Origin of the sequence: Sphingomonas sandaracina (assembly GCF_036663695.1) — a bacterium.
In the GTDB taxonomy this organism is placed as follows: domain Bacteria; phylum Pseudomonadota; class Alphaproteobacteria; order Sphingomonadales; family Sphingomonadaceae; genus Sphingomonas.
In genome coordinates, this window is the sequence record NZ_JAXOJK010000001.1 from 660,327 (window position 1) to 679,804 (window position 19,478).

At 65.2% G+C, this 19,478-nt stretch carries 13 protein-coding genes and 1 tRNA gene; 2 read left to right on the forward strand and 12 right to left on the reverse strand.

Features of this window, described 5'->3' with window-relative positions:
- Window positions 1–47: 47 nt before the first annotated feature.
- The 3 genes from U1707_RS02915 to U1707_RS02925 form a co-directional block, all read right to left on the reverse strand.
- Window positions 48–1,535: a GspE/PulE family protein gene (locus tag U1707_RS02915; RefSeq protein ID WP_443025653.1), complete on the reverse strand. Its 1,488-nt coding sequence runs from the start codon at window positions 1,533–1,535 to the stop codon at window positions 48–50.
- 81 nt (window positions 1,536–1,616) lie between these two features.
- Window positions 1,617–3,824 carry a type II secretion system secretin GspD gene (gene gspD, locus U1707_RS02920; RefSeq protein WP_332798621.1) on the reverse strand — a complete coding sequence of 736 codons (2,208 nt, stop codon included), beginning with the start codon at window positions 3,822–3,824 and terminating at the stop codon, window positions 1,617–1,619.
- 10 nt (window positions 3,825–3,834) lie between these two features.
- Window positions 3,835–4,617, reverse strand: coding sequence for a type II secretion system protein N (locus U1707_RS02925; RefSeq protein ID WP_332799043.1), 783 nt, complete (start codon window positions 4,615–4,617; stop codon window positions 3,835–3,837).
- Between the two features lie 180 nt (window positions 4,618–4,797).
- Between U1707_RS02925 and U1707_RS02930 the strand changes: the two genes are divergently transcribed.
- Window positions 4,798–5,454, forward strand: coding sequence for a prolyl hydroxylase family protein (locus U1707_RS02930; RefSeq protein ID WP_332798622.1), 657 nt, complete (start codon window positions 4,798–4,800; stop codon window positions 5,452–5,454).
- A 261-nt stretch (window positions 5,455–5,715) separates the two neighbouring features.
- On the opposite strand, the gene U1707_RS02935 is transcribed toward U1707_RS02930, so the two are convergent.
- Both U1707_RS02935 and U1707_RS02940 read right to left on the reverse strand, forming a co-directional pair.
- Window positions 5,716–8,523: a TonB-dependent receptor domain-containing protein gene (locus tag U1707_RS02935; RefSeq protein ID WP_332798623.1), complete on the reverse strand. Its 2,808-nt coding sequence runs from the start codon at window positions 8,521–8,523 to the stop codon at window positions 5,716–5,718.
- A gap of 130 nt (window positions 8,524–8,653) precedes the next feature.
- Window positions 8,654–10,282: a beta-helix domain-containing protein gene (locus U1707_RS02940; protein WP_332798624.1), complete on the reverse strand. Its 1,629-nt coding sequence runs from the start codon at window positions 10,280–10,282 to the stop codon at window positions 8,654–8,656.
- A 143-nt stretch (window positions 10,283–10,425) separates the two neighbouring features.
- On the opposite strand from U1707_RS02940, the gene U1707_RS02945 reads away from it, so the two are divergent.
- On the forward strand, window positions 10,426–10,926 hold the full coding sequence (locus U1707_RS02945; protein WP_332798625.1) for a DUF6481 family protein: 501 nt from the start codon (window positions 10,426–10,428) through the stop codon (window positions 10,924–10,926).
- A 304-nt stretch (window positions 10,927–11,230) separates the two neighbouring features.
- Here the strand turns inward: U1707_RS02945 and U1707_RS02950 are convergent, their stop codons facing one another.
- The 7 genes from U1707_RS02950 to lon all read right to left on the reverse strand — a co-directional run bounded on the left by U1707_RS02950 (window position 11,231) and on the right by lon (window position 19,354).
- Window positions 11,231–12,688 carry an efflux transporter outer membrane subunit gene (locus U1707_RS02950; RefSeq protein WP_332798626.1) on the reverse strand — a complete coding sequence of 486 codons (1,458 nt, stop codon included), beginning with the start codon at window positions 12,686–12,688 and terminating at the stop codon, window positions 11,231–11,233.
- Complete coding sequence (locus U1707_RS02955; protein ID WP_332798627.1) at window positions 12,688–14,316, reverse strand: DHA2 family efflux MFS transporter permease subunit; 1,629 nt, start codon at window positions 14,314–14,316, stop codon at window positions 12,688–12,690. The genes U1707_RS02950 and U1707_RS02955 overlap by 1 nt, the downstream gene beginning before the upstream one ends.
- Before the next feature lies 1 nt (window position 14,317).
- Entirely contained in the window at window positions 14,318–15,487 is a 1,170-nt protein-coding gene (locus U1707_RS02960) for an HlyD family secretion protein (protein WP_332798628.1), read from the reverse strand.
- Window positions 15,484–16,119, reverse strand: a complete 636-nt coding sequence (locus tag U1707_RS02965) for a CerR family C-terminal domain-containing protein (protein ID WP_332798629.1) — start codon at window positions 16,117–16,119, stop codon at window positions 15,484–15,486. The genes U1707_RS02960 and U1707_RS02965 overlap by 4 nt, the downstream gene beginning before the upstream one ends.
- 300 nt (window positions 16,120–16,419) lie before the next feature.
- Window positions 16,420–16,494, reverse strand: a tRNA-Val gene (locus tag U1707_RS02970).
- A gap of 66 nt (window positions 16,495–16,560) precedes the next feature.
- Window positions 16,561–16,857 (reverse strand): HU family DNA-binding protein, encoded by a 297-nt coding sequence (locus tag U1707_RS02975; protein WP_332799044.1) that lies wholly within the window; start codon window positions 16,855–16,857, stop codon window positions 16,561–16,563.
- A gap of 103 nt (window positions 16,858–16,960) precedes the next feature.
- A complete protein-coding gene (gene lon / locus U1707_RS02980; RefSeq protein ID WP_332798630.1) occupies window positions 16,961–19,354 on the reverse strand; it encodes an endopeptidase La in 2,394 nt (797 codons plus the stop codon).
- Between the last annotated feature and the right edge of the window lie 124 nt (window positions 19,355–19,478).

Genomic DNA, 19,478 nt, shown 5'->3' on the forward strand with positions numbered 1-19,478 from the left:
CAGCTTCGCTGGTCCCCCTCCCCGTTCCGGGGAGGATTGTTAGGGCGTTATGCAACTTCCGTATCCTCCACGACTTCCGTGGTGTCGCGGCGAGATACTCGGACGGCTTCTTCGGCGGTGGTCTGGCCGGAGAGGACTAGGTCACGGGCCGATTGCGCTAGGTTCGGGGACTTGGCGAACGCGTGTGCGGTTATCTCCGATTCGTGGCCGTCGGTGTTGATCAAGCGGCGGATTGTGTCGTCGATGCGGACGGCTTCGAATACGCCGATGCGGCCCTTGTAGCCGGTCTGGTTGCAGTCCTCGCAGCCTTGCGCGACGTAGACGACCGCGTCCGGCGCGATGCCGAGCAGTGGCGCGACCGTATCCGACGCAGGAACCGCCTTGCGACAGGTCGGGCACAGCCGGCGGACGAGACGTTGCGCGATCACCGCGCGCAGCGTCGAGGCAAGAAGGAAGCTTTCGACCTTCATGTCGCGCATGCGGGTGATCGCGCCGATCGCGTCGTTGGTGTGGACCGTCGACAGCACGAGATGGCCGGTGAGCGAGGCCTGTACCGCGATCTCGGCGGTCTCGCGGTCGCGGATTTCCCCGATCATCACGACGTCGGGATCCTGGCGGAGGATCGCGCGGAGGCCGGCGGCGAAGGTGAGGCCGACCTTCGGGTTCACCTGCGTCTGGCCGACGCCGTCGACGGCGTACTCGACCGGGTCCTCGACCGTGAGGATGTTGCGGCTGCCGTCGTTGAGCAGGCGGAGAGCGGCGTAAAGCGAAGTGGTCTTGCCCGAGCCGGTCGGACCGGTGACGAGGATGATGCCGTTGGGTTCACTCAACGCTTCGTTGAGCAGCGCAAAGAGTGCGGGCGGCAGGCCGAGCGCTTCGAGGTCGATGCCGGCGTTTTCCTTGTCGAGGATACGCAGCACGACGCGCTCGCCGGCCCGGCTCGGCAGCGTCGAGACGCGGACGTCGAGCAGCTTGCCGCCCAGCGTCAGCCCCATGCGGCCGTCCTGCGGTACGCGGCGCTCGGCGATGTCGAGGCGGGCCATCACCTTGACGCGGCTGACGACGACCGGCGCGACGTTGGGCGGCATGCGCAGCGTTTCGCGCAGCACGCCGTCGATCCGCATGCGCACGACGAGGCCGGTCTCGTAGGGCTCGATATGGATATCGGACACGCCATTGCGCGCGGCGTCGGCGATGATGCCGTTGATGAGGCGGATCGCGGGGGCGTCATCGGCGGTGTCGAGCAGATCCTCCGCGGTCGGCATGTCGCCGGCGAGCAGGTCGAGTTCGTCGCCCATCCCGACCGCGGCCAGCGCGTTGGCCTGGCCGTCCATGGCGTAGACGTTCGACAGGAGACGGTCGAACGCGATCTGTTCCACGAAGGTGACGTCGAACGGGCGGGCGAGGTAGCGGCGAAGTTCGACTAGAACCTTGGGCTCCGCCCCGGCGCGCATGGCGATGGTCAGATGGGAGTCGGTGTCCGTGTGATCGACGACAACCCCGAACTTCCGCGCGAAGGCGTAGGGAATGGTGATCTGGGGGAGATCTGCCTCACTCCCCTCCCGTAAGCGGGAGGGGGGAAGGAAGAGCGTCGATCTCGTGGCCTTCGCGGATGATCATTTCCTGGGCCGCACGACCATCGTCGATGTACGCACCGGAACGGCGATGCGGGGGTCCTCGATGTTGCCGGGGATCGGTGCGCTAGGGATCGGCGGGGCGGCGCCCATGTAATCGCGGACGAGTTGATCGATCGACGGCTCTGTACCCGGCTCCTGCAAGCCCTGTTGCAGGCGGACATAGCCGTACCGCTGCTCGGTCAGTTTGCGACTGTCCTCGGCGGTGCGCAGGATGGTCGGGCGGATGAAGATCATCAGATTGGTCTTAGCCCGCTGCTTCGCCTTCGAGGTGAACAGATGGCCGAGCACGGGAATGTCGCCGAGCAGCGGGATTTTCTCGATCGTGCGGCGTTCATTATCGTCGAGCAGGCCGCTGATCACGGCGATCTGGCCGTCGTCGACGGTCCGGACGGTCTCGACCTCACGCTTGTTGAGGATCAGGTCGCTGTTGTCGCTCGATACCGGGCCGGCGATCGAGCTGACCTCCAGGCGAAGGTTGAGCTTCACCGTACCCGACGAGTTCACCTGCGGGCGGACCGTCAGTTCGATGCCGACATTCTGGCGCTGCGTGGTGCGAAACGCGTTGTCGAAATTGGTGCTGAGCGCCTGGCCGGTGGTGATCGGGATCTCCTGCCCGACAAGGCTGTGCGCCTCCTGGTTGTCGAGCGTGACCAGGTGCGGGACCTGGAGCAGGTTGGACGTCGTGTCGCTCTTCACCGCGTTGATGATCGCGCCGAAGAACGTGCTGCCAATCTTGCCGCCGAACCCGCCAAAGCCGCCGGTGGCCGCGAGGATCGACGCGATCGCCGACTGCTGCAACGTGTCCGCCGCGGCATTGGGCGTGTTCGTTTCGGTGCGCGTGCCATCGGGCGCAACGACCGTCGTGCCATTGCCACCGATCGAGCGCGCGCCGATCGCGCCGGCAATCTGGAGGATGTTGGGCGCGGAGTTCGAGAAGGTCGACGCGCCGAACGCACCGCCGCTCGGGTCGCCGACGATGAACTGCGCGCCGAGCGTACGGGCGGTTGAATCCGATACTTCGGCGACGATCGCCTCGACCAGCACCTGTTCGCGGCGCGTGTCGAGCTGGCGGACGACCTCGTTCAACTGGCGCTGGATTTCTGCGGGGGCAGCGATGACGATCGCGTTGGCGCCGGCGAAACGCGTGACGACCACCGCGCTCTTCGATCCCGCCGCGGAGATCGCAGCTTGACCCGATCCCGACGATCCGCCGCCGGATGTCGGTCCAGACTGGGGGATCCGAGCCTGCGAGGCGTTCGACTGCCCTCCTGCGCTTCCGTTGCTGCTGTTCGGTCCGAAATTTGAGCGCGACAATGCCGTCTGCACCGGTTGGGTCGGGGTCTGGCCGACGAGTTCCTGCAACACCGGCAGCAGTTGCTCGGCGTCGGCGTTTTCGAGGAAGACGACCCGGATCTCGGTACCGTTACGCGCCCGTTGATCAAGATCGACAGCGACCTGCGCGAGGCGGGCGACGGTAGTCGGATCGCCCCGCAGCGCGACCGCGTTCGAGCCTTCGACGGCGACGACCGAGGCGCTGGGACCGGTCGTGGCCGCACCCTGCCCGCCGCCGGTTCCTGTGCCGATCAGCCCCTGAAGCGCCGTTGCGATCTCCTTCGCATTCGCGTTCTTGAGCGCGACGACGCGCGTCGAGGACGTATCGGTGTCGATCCGGCGGAGGACTTCGCGGATGCGGCGTATGTTGTCGGCGAAATCGACGACGACGAGGCTGTTGCCGCCACGGTTCGCGCTGACCGAACCTTGCGCACTGACCAACGGGCGAACGGTCTCGACCGCCGATTGTGCATCGATCGCGCGAAGGCGGATGATCTCGGTCACATAACTGTTCCGCGCCGCGCCTGCGACGCCGATCCGGCTCGGCTGCGAGGCGGCGTTGTCGAGCGGCTGAACGCGGAACGCACCATTCGATGTCGGCACCGCGACGAGGCCGTTGGCGCGCAACGTCGAGAGGAAGATCTCGAAATATTCGGACCGGCTGAGCGGGCGATCGGTGACCACCGTCACCTTGCCCGCGACGCGGTTGTCGATGATAAACGTGCGCCCGGTAACCTTGGCGGCATCCGCGATGAACGCGCGAATATCGGCGTCGCGCACGTTTAGCGTGGTCTGGGCATGGACGCCCGCGGCCAGCGCGAGCGCGACGACAGGACCGAGAAGAAGCTTTTTCATGTGGGCGTTTTCACTTGGGAGGCGCGATCGTAATGGCGAGCGGCAGGGTGTCCTGGCCGCGCTCTACGGTGATGGGGACGTTGCCGCCGCCCGCGAAATCCTTGACGACCCGGTCGAGATCGCCGGGACCGGAGACCGGGCGGCCGCCGATCGAGGTGACGACGTCGCCGTCCTTCAGTCCGGCTGAGCGGAACGCGTTGCCCGACCCTTGCGAGCGGACGGTAAGGCCGCTGATCCGGCCGCCATCGATGCGCGGGATGAAGCCGATTTCGCTGCGCAACTGCGCGACCGGAATGCCCACGACCGGTGCAGCCGTGGCCGACGCACCAGTTGGCGAGGCGCCCGGGGCGACTGGCGTTACGGAACCCGACTGATCGAGAAACAGGTCTTCGTCGGCTCCACCACGGTCGATCGTCACATGGTCGAATGCCACCGCCTTGAGGCGCACGCCGGGCTGGATTTCGTCACCGACCGCGATGCTCTGCTGGACACCGTCGGGACCAGCGATGATCGCGGAGCTGCGCCCCATCGCCTCGTCCATGCGCGTACCGAACAGTACCAACTGAAGCGACGTGACGGTAGCGGGCGCTCCCGCCGCACCACCGAGGCGGAAGAAAGGATCGAACCCGCGCAGGATATCGGCGGGCGACCCAACGACCATCGGCACGGCCGGGCGCCAATCGCCGAGCGGCGTGATCGGCGTCACGATCGTCCATGCCAGCCGCGCGCACTGCACCGCCACCCCGGCCAGCAGCGCAAGTTCGACGACACTGTAAACATTCACGACCGGCATACGCCGCAAGATACGGCGCGCCCGCGCGTCCAGCTTCAATCGCATCCGCGACCCACCCCAATTTCCCGCATTCCGTCGCGTAGGCATGCCATGTTACAATTCCGCGTCAATGGCTTGTGCGCCAATCGCGGTATTTCCGATGGGGTAGCACTTCGCGTCGACCCTTGGCAGAAGGCGAGTATGTCCGACACTCTCCCGTCCAGTGGCTCCGGCCTGCCGCCCGAAGCGATCATAGCGCGGCTGTCCGTCCCAGGCGTGCAACGCGTACCGAGCCCCAAGCTCGACCTGTTCGTGCGTCGGGACTTCCTGCCGCCGGACCTGTGCGCGTCGCTGATCGAGCGGATCGATGCGGTGCGGCGTCCCTCTACGATCTCCGATTCGAACGGCGACGCGAACTATCGGACGAGCGAGACGGGCGATCTCTCCCCGCTCGATCCACTGGCGATCGAGGTCGAGCAGAGGATCGCGGCGCTGACCGGGCTCGACCCGGTGCACGGCGAACCGCTGCAGGGCCAGCGCTATGCGGTCGGACAGGAATTCAAGGGACACACCGATTACTTCGAACCGACCGGGGTGGATTTCCAGCGCTATTGCGGGGTTGCCGGCAACCGGACGTGGACCGTCATGGTCTACCTCAACCGGCCCGAGGCGGGCGGCGCGACGCGGTTCAAGGCGATCGACAAGATCGTCCAGCCGGAGACGGGCAAGCTGCTCGCCTGGAACAATCGCAGAGCGGATGGCAGCCTGAACCCCGCGACGCTGCATCATGGGATGAAAGTGCGCGCGGGGGTCAAGTATGTGATCACCAAATGGTTTCGCGAGAAGGCCTGGAGCTAGGGCTGGCCGTCGACGGCTTAGTTGGTCCGACGAGAAACCGACGGATCAGCTGGGCGACGCCCCCGGCATCTTGGCGTCTTTGTACCTAAGCGCTTCAACCCAGCGCCCTGACCACCGCCCCGGCGGAGGCCGGGGTCCAGTTGGGCAACGTCGTTAACGGACGATTGATGCTCCGTTACCTCGACCTTACCAACTGGACCCCGGCCTGCGCCGGGGAGGTACCGTTTTCAGGATGTCCCCTTAATCAGGACATCCCCTTGATCAGAACGTCGTGCTGACCCCGAGCGTGAACACCTGACCCAGATTGTACCGGTTGATGTAGATGACGTTACCGTTCTCGAACGTCTGGCCCTCGGTGAACCGCGTCTTCGTCAGGTTGCGGGCCTCGGCCTTTACCTCGAACTTGGCGCCGCGCAATTCGATACCCTGGCGGGCGACGAGATCGAGGCGGATGCCGGGCTTCTCGATGATGTCGGGCAGGAAGCCCGTGCCACCGAGGTTCGAAGGGCCGCGATTGGTCACGCGCTCGCTGGCGTAGTTGAAGAGCAGCGTGATCTGCGACAGCCGCTTGGTGTCCTCAAGCCCCAGCTGGACGTTGACCAGGTGATCGGACTGACCTGTGAGCGGCGCACCGTCGCGGAAATTGCCCGTTGCGGGCGCAAACCCGGTTGCGCAGCCCGGAACCGTCGTCGTCTGGTCGACCACGTTCGGAACGCACGTGTCATCCACCGTGATCGACGACTGCGTATAGGTGTAGTTGGCGATGAACAGCAGGCGGCGCGTCGCGAAGAAATCGCTGCCCAGCGTGTCGAGCGGCACGTATTTCTGGAACTCGACCTCGCCCCCGTACAGCTTGGCCTTGGGCAGGTTGGTGAAGCCGGTCTGGAGACGATCGTCCGCGCCGGTGTAGAAGCCGACCTGTTCGATCGGCTTGTCGATCCGCTTGTAGAACGCGCCGAGCGTGAAGCGCTGGTCACGCGCGAAGAACCATTCGTACCGCGCGTCGATATTGTACAGCTTGGTATCCTGCAACAGCGGGTTACCGAAGAACAGGCGATCCGATTCGGGATCACGGAACTGCTGCGGGGCAAGCTCGCGGAACTGCGGGCGCGAGATCGTCTTCGACCCACTGACGCGGAACTGCATATCCGACGCGAAATTGTAGGTGAGCGTCGTTGCGGGCAGGAAATAGTCGTTCTTCAGACGCGTCGTCGCCGAACCGATCGGGGTGACCCGCTCGTCCGCCGTCTCGTAACGCACGCCGATCGTGCCGCGGATACCGTCGGCCACTTCGGCCTCTGCCTGGGCATAGCCTGCGTGAATGCGCAGCGATGCATCATATTGGTACGCGCCGAGCGGGGTGTTGAACTGCAGCTCCAGCGAGTTGGCCGGATCGTTCGTGTCGATCGCGAGCAGATAGTCCGGACGCAGGAGGTTGTACGGATAGCCCGGCGCCGTGCCACCACCGCGCGGCGTCTGGTAATTGAACTGAAGACGCGACGACGTACGCTTCGTGTCCGAAAAGAAATATCCGGTCGAAAGCGTCACCGGCCGCGCGGTCGACAGCTTGTAGGCCAGATCGGCCTGCCCGCTATAGAGGTCTTCCTTCAGTTCGCTGAAGATGATCGACGCGAATGGCGAGAAGCGCTGCGTCACCTGATACGCTCCGTTGCACTGCGCGCCGCCGATGCCGTTAGGATCCTGCACGGTGATCGGCAGACCCGTCGTGGTGGTGTTCGAGCAGAGATAGTCGAACTGCCGCTCGTACGGCGCATTGCGCTTCGAGTTGGCGTAGGCGCCCCGGACGTCGAGCGTCAGCGCGTCGACGGGCTTGAACGCGCCGACCAACTGGGTCTCGAACAATTGGCGTTCGAACCAGTTGGTGTTCTGCTGGAAACGCAGGCCGCTGGAGTTGTTATACGTGGTCGCCGCCGACCCGCGCGCCTGTTTGAGCGTGTCGTGAATATAGACGTTGGTCAGCTTGATGCTGTTATCGCCGAACTCGTAGCCGATGCCGAGCAAGCCATTGGCGACCATCCGGTTGTCGGTCAGCAGCGTCTGGAAATCGTTTCGCACCAGACCCTCGGGCGTGACCGAATCCTGCTGCGTGATGTTGCGCGTACGGAACGTGTTGCTCGCGCTGACCGACGCGATCACGCCGAGCCGACCCGAGCCGACGTCGAACACCGTACCACCGCTGACCTCGCCCGAGAAATTGGCGGGAAGCTGATTGTTGCGCTGAAGCAGCGAGGTCGAGGCGTTGCTGAGCGTCGCGGCCTGTGCAGCCGAAATGTTGCCGTTGCCCTTCGGCGCGTCCTTGATGAAGCTCGGCACCTTGCGGGTGCCGTCGTCGTAGCCGATCCAATCTTTATCGCCACCATAATAGGTGTAGCCGAGCTCGCTGGTCGTCGCGGTGTCGGCCGAAACCGAGCCGCCGAACGACAGGAAGTTCTTGTCCGGGATCGTCTTGGTCGTGAGGTTGATCACGCCGCCGCCGAATTCACCCGGATAGTTCACCGAATACGTCTTCTGGACCAGGGCGGACCCGACGATCGTGGTCGGGAAGATGTCGAGCGGGACCGAGCGACGCAGCGGCTCCGGGCTTGGCAAAGGCGAACCGTTCAGCAGCGACGACGAATAGCGATCGCCGAGGCCGCGGACGTAGACGAAGCCGTTGCCGACGATGCTGAGACCGGTGACGCGCGACAGGGCGCCGGCGATGTCGCCTTCGCCGGTGCGGGCGATGTCTTCGGTCGACAGGATCGACACGACCTGTGGTGTCGCGCGGACGAAGTTCGGAATGTTGCGACCGACGACGACGATGTCCTCGCCGCCATTGGGATCATAGCCCGGCGTCGACACTTCGGCCTGCGCTCCGGCGGCCTCTGCACCGGCAGCCTGAGGCGCGGACGAGTCCACCGGCGTCGAGGTCGGACCGGTCTGGGTCGTCGAGGCGGGAGGCGAAGCGGCGGGCGCGGGTGCAGCGCCGCCCGTCTGGGCCAGCACCGCGGGCGCGACCAGCTGCGAGGTCAGGAGAAGTAAGGTGGCATAGCCGAAGCGCGTCTGCATGGCCGAATATCCAGATCAGGAGTCTATGGGCAAATGCCGGGGCGGTCGTCGAACCACCCCGGCATCGCTGCTCACATCATCGACCGCCCCAGCTGACTGGGGGACCGACTAAGGGGAAGACTGCGGACCGTTACCGGCCGTTGCAGTTGAAGTAGACCGACGTGAAGATCGGCGGCCCCTGGTCCTGCTTCGAAGCATCGGCGGCGCGGATCGTCGAGCGATCGGCCTGGCTGGTTTCCTGCGCAACGAGGTTAAGGCAGGCGACGGTCGCCGGCGTTTTCACGATACCGTTGATGAAGCGCATGTCCGAGCCACCACGCTGGCGGATCGCGGCCGGCGCAAGCGCGGTCTGCACGAACGTGAAGTTCGAGAACTGACCGAAGGTGCGCGGCAGCAGATCCTCGGCACCGTTCGAGTCGATCTCGGTCGAGAACGAGTCGGCGGTCGCACCGAGCAGGCGCTGTGCGGAGATGATGAACTGCATGAAGCCGCGATAACCGTTGTCGATATCGTAGCCGTCGTCGTCCGCGCCGGTGACCGCGAAATACTTGACGTTCGTGGTGCCGCCGAAGATCTCGATGCCGTCATCGGCCGAGTTGTGGCTCTGGACGTGATCGATCGTCGTACCCGAACCGGTGCCGCCGAGCGTCAGGCCTTGAAGCTCGTTGCCATCGCTGATCGCGATGCCGCTGTAGCGGATCTGGACATACTGCATTGCGCCGCTGTTGTCCGCGGCGGCCGGGCCACCGTAGAAGCGTCCGGTGACGCCTTCGATCGCCTGCTGGCAGGTCGTGCTCGTTCCGCCGGCGTTGTTCGGACCGGTACCGGTCGCGCAGACCGCGACGGGTGCACGGCCGAGCAGGATGATCCCGCCCCACTGGCCCTGGGTCGCATCGCTGACGCCGTTGGCGGTCAGGTTCTGCTGCGACGTGAAGATGATCGGCGCATCGCGCGTACCGACGGCGCTGATCTTCGACCCGCGGTTGACGAGCAGGAGATCGGCGGTGACTTCGGTCGAATCCGCTGCAACGACGACGCCGGGTGCGATCGTCAGCGTTACGCCAGTGTCTGCACCGGTCGTGCCGGCATCGGCGCCGACTTCTGTCTGGCCGCGCAGGCGGTAGAACACGCCGGCAATCTTCGGAAGCGTCAGGCTGGACGAGATGACGGTCGGGAGGCGGCAGGCGCGGAAGGTCTGGACGAGGCCATCGTCAATCGTGCCGGTCGGGCAGGCTGCGGCCGAACCGCCAGCACCGACGGCGGGGACAGCGGTGCAGCTAGCGGTCGTGGTGCCGCCGAACTGTGCCGAAGTCGAGTTGCAGGTCCAGCCCTGGAACGCGGTGTCGGACGGGCCGTTCAGTGCGCCGACGAAGTTCGTGCTGGTGAAGAACGCGTTGAGCGACGAAGGGTCGGTCGCGGTGGTCGCCGAAGTGGCAGCAATCGGGTAGACGCCATTCAGGACGTTCGTGCCGTTGACGTTGTTGTTCGTGCCCGCGTTGACGATCGCAAGCTGCTCGTCGGCGCTGATCGTGATCGCACCGCCTGCAATGGCGCCAGATGTCGATGCGAACTGGGCTGCCGTGATCGCAGTCGGGGTGGGAGTCGGGGTGGCCGGCGTCGGGGTCGGCGTTGCCGGCGGGGTGATGATCACCGAGCCTGCGCCCGGCGAAGCGACGTCGTCGGCACCGCCGCATGCGGTGAGTGCGAGGCAGGCCGTGCCGGTCAGCAGGATCGTGCCGAGGCGAGTAAAGCTGGTCATGCGAAGGACTCCCGAGTCGTACCGTTGATTGTTCGGATCGACCCAGGCTCCCCCCTGCCGACCGTGACATGGCGGTTAGGCTGGCCAGATGACGTCGCGATGCGATTCAGGTTACGCTTGCATGACTGTGATATGACGGTTCGATGACTGTGGATAAGGTCATGCTCGGCATCGGGGTTGAAAACCGCGCTAACGAACACATCTCTTCCGATCCGGCGTGCGATGATTTACAGGCGCAGCCAGTGTCACCCGCGGCGCATCCCTGCGACCGCGCGGCCAGACCATCATTACAGGATTATTCTACGACAATGGCCTCTTTCAAGGACCCCAGTTTCCAGGACCGCACGAGCAGCGCAGCCGCCGCCAAGCAGAAGGCGCTTGAAGCGCTGCGTGCCAAGCCCCCGATCGACGAAGCCGTCGTCGCCGAACGCCTCGCCGCGCGCGAAGCCAAGGAAGTCGCAGAGCGCGAGAAGCGCGCCGCCAAGCGGGCTGCAGAAGATGAGGCCAAGGCCGTGAAGAAGGCCGAGGCAGAGGCCGCTGCTGCGAAGAAGCGCGAGGCCGAGGCCAAGGTCGAGCTGACCGATGCCGAGAAGAAGGCTATTCGCGACGCTAAGTATGCGGCGCGGAAGAACAAGAAGAAGTGATTTTGGAGGGCGGTCGTGTGGCCGCCCTGCTACGGTAACGTTAACGTTGCCAGATGTGATCCTAACTCGAGCCACCACCCAGGCGAAGGCCGGGGCCCAGGTGGAGAGGTCGGAGTAACGACGCGCAGCCCTCCGTTGGCGACGTCTCCCACCTGGGCCCCGGCCTTCGCCGGGGTGGTGCTTCGAAAACGATGCAGTTTCCTGACCACCTTGTTCTCCCGCGAAGGCGGGAGCCTAGACTGGGCTCCCCCCCTTCGCGGGAGAACACTTAAGGGCGGGTAACGTCAGTAAAGGGCGCGCGCCCCTACTCTGCCTGCTCCCAACCGCCGCCCAGCGCCTTGAACAGCGCCACCGTCAGCTGCCGCAATTGCGCATCGCTCGACACGAGTTGTTCCCGCGCCGTCAGTACGTCGGTCTCCGCATTCAGCAGCGTCGTCTGCGCGACGAACCCGGTCCGGTACTGCGACTCCGCCGCCTTCGCGCTGCTCTGCGCGTCGACCACGGCCCTCTGCAGCGCAGCGTTCCGGCGGCGCTCGGCGGCGATCTGGGCAAGCGGGTCCTCGACGTCGCGCAACGCCTGGAGCACGCTCGAGCGATAGCGCAGATACGCCTGCTCGCGGTCTTCCTCGCGCGACTTGACCGTCGACTTGCGTCGGCCCCAGTCGAGCAGCGGGAACTGCGCCGCGCCCGATGCCGTCAACTGCAGACTGTCGCCCGAGAACAGATTGCCGAGCGCAGTCGAGATCAGCTGGCTCATGCCCGTCAGGCTGAACTTCGGATACATGTCCGCCACCGCGACCCCGATATCGGCGGTCGATGCCGCGAGATCGCGTTCCGCCGCGCGGATGTCGGGACGACGACGCAACAGGTCGGACGGCAGACCGGCCGGGATCGCCGGCACGCCGAGCGGGGCGACCGATGGCGCGGCGAGTTCGGTCATCAGCGTCGCGGGCGGCTCGCCCAGCAGGATCGCCAGCGCATGCATCCGCACGTCGACATCGGCGCGGACCGGTTCGGCACGCGCCTCGGTCGAGGTGATCGAGGCGCGCTGCCGCGTGACGTCGATCGGCGGGACGAGGCCGACCTTGGCGATGTTGCCCGCGATCGTCAGCGCGCGGCGCTGGTTGGCGATCTCGCCCTCGATCGTGGCGATCTGCGCCTGGTCGAGCCGGAGTGCGAAATACGCCTGGGCGACCTCGGCCGCCAGCGTCACCGCGGCATCGCGCTTCGACCAGACCGCAGCTTCGGTCCGTGCTCGCGCACCCTCGGTGCTGCGTCGGACGCCCCCGAACAGGTCGAGTTCCCAACTCGCATCAAAGCCAACGGAGTAGGTCGTGATCCCGCTGCCGGGCAGCGCGATGCCGCCGGTCGAGCCGGTGCCGCCCGCCCCGGTGCCGCCGCTGAATGCGCGCGCGATGGACGACAGGCCGGCGTTCTTGCTGAACTCGATACGGCTCGGGCTGGCGCTGGCGTTCACGCTTGGCAAGCCTTGCGAGCGCGCGACGATCTCCTGCAACCGTGCCTGGCGCACGCGCGAGGCGGCGATCGCGATGTCGGGATTGCCCTTCAGCGCGCGCTCGATGAGGCCGTCCAACTGCGGATCGCCGAACGCAACCCACCAACGTGCCGGATCGACCGATGCGCCCGTCATTTGCGGCCCAACGAACGCTGGCGGCACCGCCATCTCCGGCGCCACGTAATTGGGCCCGACCGTGCAGCCGGCGAGCAAGGCCGCCCCGAAAAGCGTAAACCGCGCACGCATCAATGCATCCCTCCCGAGGGCGCGCCGCCGGTCTTGCCGGAGCGCATGAATAGAACCAGCGGTGCGACGCACAGCACGACCACCATCATCGCGCGGAACACGTCGAGGAACGCGAGCATCGTCGCCTGCCGCTGCATCTGGCTGTATAGAACGGCCAAAGGTGTCGTCGAATCGCCCTGCCCGCCGAACACGTTCGCCGCCTTCTGCATCCAGTCGTTGTAGTTCGGATCGAGCGGGTTGAGCGTCTGCGTCAGTTCCGACTGATGCCGCTGCAACCCGCCCGCGAGCTGCGTCTGCGCGAAGCAGATGCCGATCGTCCCGCCGAGATTGCGCGAAACGTTGAGGAGGCTCGACGCCTGCGCGGTCTGCGTCTGCTTGAGCCCGACATAGGCGATCGCGTTGATCGGCACGAACAGGAACGGCAGCGCCATCGCCTGGAACAGCCGCGCGAACGCGGCATCGGAGAACGCGATGTCGGCACTCAGGTGGCTCATGTTCCACAGCGCGAACGCCTGGACGAGCAACGCCGGGAATAGCAGCAGCCGAACGTCGATCAGCCCACTCAACCGCCCTGCGAACGGCACCATCACGAGCGTCGCAAGGCCGCCCGCCGTCAGCGCGAGCCCCGCATCGAGCGAGCTGTAGCCGAGCACTTGTTGCAGCATCTGCGGAATGAGCTGCGTGGTGCCGAACAGGATCATGCCGGTGACGCCCATCACGCCGATCGTCAGCGCGAAGTTGCGGTTCTTCATCAGCTTGAGGTCGATCACCGGGTCCTTGTGGTTCAGTTCCCAGACGACGAGGCTGATCAGCGACACCGCGGCGATGATCGCCGACATGACGATGAAGCCGCTCGAGAACCAATCCTCGCGCTCGCCGCGATCGAAGGTGAGTTCGAGGAAACCGAGGCCCAGCGCGACCAGCGCGACGCCGACATAGTCGATCGTCAGGCCGTTCTTGAACCGCTCGTCACGGTCCTTCTTTACCTGCGGCGGCTCGTCGACGAACGTCTCGACCAGGAACCATGCGCCGATGCCGACGGGGACGTTGATCAGGAACACCCAGTGCCAGCTCGAATATTCGACGATGTAGCCGCCGAGCGTCGGCCCGAGTACCGGCCCCACGACGACGACGATCGCGAAGGCGGCGAACGCCATCCCGCGTTGTTTCGGCGGGAAGGTATCGGCGAGAATCGACTGTTCGACGGGGGCCAAACCACCGCCGCCGATACCCTGCAGCACGCGCGCGACGACCAGCGTACCGATATTCGGCGCGAGGCCGCAGAGCAGCGAGGCGAGCGTGAACAACGCGATCGACAGCAGGAAATAGCGCTTTCGCCCAATCGCGTCCGACAGCCAGCCCGAGATCGGGATGACGATCGCGTTGGCGACAAGGTAGCTGGTCAGCACCCACGTCGCCTGATCGGTGGTGATCGACAGCCCGCCCGAGATATGATCGAGCGCGACGTTGGCGATCGAGGTATCGAGCACTTCCATGAAGGTCGGGATCGAGATGATCGCAACGATCAGCCACGGACTGTACTTGCCCGCTGCCGACCGGCTCGGCGACCAGGTATGGCCGCCGCCAGCATCAGCCTTGGCCCCAGCGTTGGAGGGAGCCTTGGCCACCTCAGCGGACCTTGACGGTCGGTACCACCGACATGCCGGGGCCGATCGGGTAACGCCGCGGATCGGGGCCGTTCTTCACGTCGAACACGATCCGCACCGGCACGCGCTGGACGACCTTCACGTAATTGCCGGTCGCATTCTGCGGAGGCAGCAGGGCGAAGGCCTGTCCTGCACCACGCTGAATGGAATCGACATGACCCTTGAAATCGACGCCGGGATACGCGTCGACATGGATGTCGACCGGCTGGCCGATCTTCATCAGCGTGAGCTGCGTTTCCTTGAAGTTAGCGGTCACCCACATTTTATCGGGGATGATCGCCATCAGCTGCGTGCCGGGAGCGACATAGGAGCCGACGTTGACCGAGCGGTTGACGACCTGCCCCGCGACCGGTGCGGTCAGGCGGAGATCGCCGATCGTGACGTCCGCCTGCCGGACCTGCGCACGGCGAGCGTCGATCACCGACTTTGCCGCACCGACCTGTTTCCGGGCGACCGTGATCTGGGCGGCGGCGGTGTCGATCTGTTCGCGGGCTGCTGCTGCATCCGCCGCGGTCTGCCGGGCAGATGCCCGCGCCTGGTCGAGCTGTTGCCCGGCCACCGCGCTCGGATCGAGCCTGAGCAACGCTTCGTAGCGCGCGAGATCCTGTCGCGCCTTGATCGCCGCCGCCATCGGCACGCGAGCCTGCGCCGCAGCCTGCTGGCGCTGGGCCTCGGCGGCCGTGACCTGCGCCTGCGCCTGCGCGAACTGCGCGCGCGCCTGTGATTCGTTCGCCTGTGCCTCGGCGACCTGCGCGTGGCGACCCGACGACTTGATCACCGCGAGCAAGCGGCCGGCCTCGACGTGGCGGTTGTCGATATCGGCGACCTGCACCAGCGTACCGGAAACCTGTGGCGCGAGGCGGACGATATGCGTGTCCACGAACGCGTCGTCGGTCGACTCGAACTGCCGCGCGTGCAGCCAGTAGAGAACCCCGCCGATGATCAGTCCGCCGACGACGATGACCAGGATGATCCAGAACAGCGGTTTTTTGAACACCGACGGCTTCTTGTCGTCGTCGTCGGCCCCGTCCTGCTGTTCGGTCTCGGACTGCTGATCGTCGCCGTTCGGATCGGGCTTGCGGCCGTCCTCATCATCATGGTCGTGTTCGGAGTGGTTCGTCTGGTCGGTCATGCCTGGCCCTGTTCTTCAGCACGAATCGAATCGAGAATGGCGTCGATATTGGCGTCGATCCGCGCCTTGATATCGAGGATGTCGGTGGGCTCGAGCGTGTCGCGCTCGAGCAGTTTGAGGCAGGTCGCGCGGTTCGCCCGCAGCGTGATGACCTGTCCCATCATGGTGATCGTCGCGATCCTGCCGGTGCGGATCTCGGCGCAACCGGTGGCGATGCAGACGAGATCGCCGAGCCTGCGCACCATCTGGCCCATCACGCCGCCATAGATGCGCTCGAACGCCTCGCCCGGCTTCATCTGCTCGCGCAGAACGAACAGCGTCCAGTCGGCGCTTTCGTTGCTCGCCATCTTGTCCGCGAGCCGGCCGAGAATGCGGTGGATCTGGTGTCGCGCCTCCGCTACGTCCATCGGCAAGGCGTCGCCAAGCTCCGACGGGTCGTCCATGACCGCGGACATGCGTTCGGCGATCCGGTCGGCTGCGGCGAGGTACAAGCCCTCCTTGCCGCCATAGTGATAGGTGATGGACGACATCGCGGTGCCCGCAGCCGCGGCGATCCCACGCGTGCTGGCGCCCTCCAGCCCCTTGGTGCCGAATTCGCTGATCGCGATGTCGAGGAGTCGAGACTGAACCACGTCGGGGCCATTAGTTCGATCGAACGAACACGCCTAATGAACAAATCGTCATGTTGGGGGATAGGGTTGGTTAGGCTGTATTCGATGCTTCTCCCCTCCCTGGAAGGGAGGGGTCCAGGGTGGGTAGGCCGGTTTATGCTGCAACGGTTCGCCGATGCGGAAACCGACCCACCCCCAGCCCCCCCTTCCAGGGAGGGGGGAAGAAGGGGGCCTTTCCTTCATGGCGTAGAGAAGACGGATCGGGCTGGACGCCGGAAACAGCAACGCCGGCCCCTTCGTGCGAAGGAACCGGCGTAAATCTGGTGGGCGCGGCTGGGATTGAACCAGCGACCCCACCCGTGTGAAGGGTGTGCTCTACCACTGAGCTACGCGCCCGAAACTCGTTCGGAAGCGGGCCTTTAGGAAGACCCCGTCCGTCTGTCCAGCCCTATAACACCGGTCCTAGTTGACCGCGTCCTTCAGGCCCTTGCCGGCCTTGAACTTCGGCTGGGTCGAGGCCTTGATGGTCATCGGCTCGCCGGTACGGGGATTGCGGCCGGTGGATGCCTTGCGCTTCGAGATCGAGAACGTGCCGAAACCGACTAGGCGAACCTCGTCGCCCTTCTTCAACGATGCTTCGATCGCGTCGAACACCGCCTCGACCGCCTTGGTCGCGTCGGCCTTCACCAGCCCCGACGTATCGGCAACCGTCGCGATCAGCTCCTGCTTGTTCATACAATCCCCCGAAAAAACGCGAATCGGCCGCGATGGACTCGCGACCGCACTCAGCACGCAATAATGCGGCGGCCCCGTCTGCTGTCAAACGAAACCGCCGCATACTCACTTGCACGCCAAACATGGATCAGTGGTGCAGGCCACCTCCGACCGGTGCTATCGGTGCTGGTGGCAGCGCCGCCAATTCGTCCGCATCGGTCCACTCGATCGCTTCGAGCGGCTCGGTCAGCGCCAGGCGAAGCACCTCGTCGACATGCGAAACGGGGATGATCTTCAGCCCCGCCTTGATGTTCGCCGGGATCTCCGCGAGGTCCTTCTCGTTCTCGGCCGGGATCAGCACCGTCTCGATTCCGCCCCGCAGCGCCGCGAGCAGCTTCTCCTTGAGCCCACCGATCGGCAGCACGCGGCCACGCAGCGTGACCTCACCGGTCATGGCGATCTCGCGCCGGATCGGCACGCCGGTCAGCGTCGAGACGATCGACGTGACCATGCCGATACCCGCCGACGGACCGTCCTTCGGCACCGCACCCTCGGGCAGATGGATGTGGATGTCCTTGCGCGCGAACAGGCTCGGCTTGATGCCGTAGCTCGGCGCGCGGGCCTTCACATAGCTGAACGCGGTCTCGATCGATTCCTTCATCACGTCGCCGAGCGTACCGGTGAGCTTGGCCTGCCCCTTGCCGGCGACCGTGACGCTCTCGATCGTCAGCAACTCGCCGCCGACCTCGGTCCATGCGAGGCCTGTGACCGCGCCGATCTGGTTCTCGGTCTCGCCAAGCCCGTGACGGTATTTCTGCACGCCGGCATATTCGCCGATGTTCTCAGGCGTGATCGTTACGCTGGTCGTCTTGTTCTCGAGAATCTGGCGTAGTGCCTTGCGGCACAGCTTGGCGATTTCGCGCTCCAGCGTACGCACGCCGGCTTCACGCGTGTACTGCTGGATGAGCGTACGAAGCCCCTCCTGCGTCAGCGTGAACTCGCCCGGCTTCAGGCCATGCGCCTCAATCTGCTTCTCGACCAGATGGCGCTCGGCGATCTCGACTTTCTCGTCCTCGGTATAGCCCTCCAGACGAATGATCTCCATGCGGTCGAGCAGCGCCTGCGGCAGGTTGAGCGAGTTGGCGGTGCAGACGAACATCACGTCCGACAGGTCGATATCGACCTCCAGATAATGATCCTGGAACTTGCCGTTCTGCTCCGGGTCGAGCACTTCGAGCAAAGCCGACGCCGGATCGCCGCGGAAATCCTGACCGAGCTTGTCGATCTCGTCGAGCAGGAACAGCGGGTTCGAGGTGCCGGCCTTCTTCAGGTTCGTGACGATCTTGCCCGGCAGCGAGCCGATATACGTGCGGCGATGGCCGCGGATTTCGGCTTCGTCGCGCACGCCGCCGAGCGACTGGCGAATGAACTCGCGCCCGGTCGCCTTGGCGATCGACTTGCCGAGCGAGGTCTTGCCGACACCGGGAGGGCCGACGAGGCACAGGATCGGCCCCTTCAGCTTGTTGGTGCGTGCCTGCACGGCGAGATACTCGACGATCCGGTCCTTGACCTTTTCGAGCGCGTAATGATCCTCGTCCAGCGTCACCTGTGCGGCGGCGATGTCCTTCTTGATCTTCGACTTCTTGCCCCAGGGGAGCCCGAGCAGCACGTCGAGATAATTGCGCACGACGGTCGCCTCGGCGCTCATCGGTGCCATCGTCTTGAGCTTCTTCAGCTCCGACGTAGCCTTGCCGCGCGCCTCCTTGCTCATCTTGAGCGTCGCGATCTTCTGCGTCAGCTCGGCGATCTCGTCGCCTTCGCCCTCGCCGTCCTCGTTGCCGAGTTCGCGCTGGATCGCCTTCAACTGCTCGTTGAGGTAATATTCGCGCTGCGTCTTCTCCATCTGGCGCTTGACGCGGCTCTTAATCTTCTTCTCGACCTGCAGGACGCCCAGCTCGCCCTCCATCGCCGTGAATGCCATTTCTAGGCGCTTCACGGGATCGGTCTGGAGCAGCAGCGCCTGCTTCTCGGCGACCTTGATCTGGACGTTTGCGATCACGGCATCGGACAGCTTGGAGGCGTCCTCGATCTCGCCGAGCTGGATCGACGTTTCGGACGAGAGCTTGCGGTTGAGCTTGGCGTAATTCTCGAACTGATCGACGACCGAGCGCATGAGGGCGACGACCTCTGGGCCTTCGACCTCGGCATCGGCGACCGGCTCGACCGTCGCGGTCAGGAACTCGCCGCTTTCGTCCAACGTCTCCAGCGTCGCGCGCTGCTTGCCTTCAACGAGCACGCGGACGGTGCCGTCGGGCAGCTTCAGCAGTTGGAGGACGGTCGCGGTAACGCCCATCGAATACAGGTCGTCACGTGCGGGGTCGTCCTTGGCCGGGTCGACCTGCGCGACGAGATAGATCTCCTTGTCCGCCGCCATCGCCGCTTCGAGAGCAGCGACGGACTTATCGCGGCCGACGAACAGCGGCACGATCATGTGCGGGAAGACGACGATGTCGCGAAGGGGAAGGACGGGGTATTGGGTCATGAACGCTCCGGTGGGTGCCTGCATGGGGGCATAATCTGTAGCTTATATGGTGAGGATGCGGCGTCCATCAATTGGTTGGCGGCGGTTAGGGGTTTTGGCGCGGCGCCCAAGCGTCAGCCGTTCT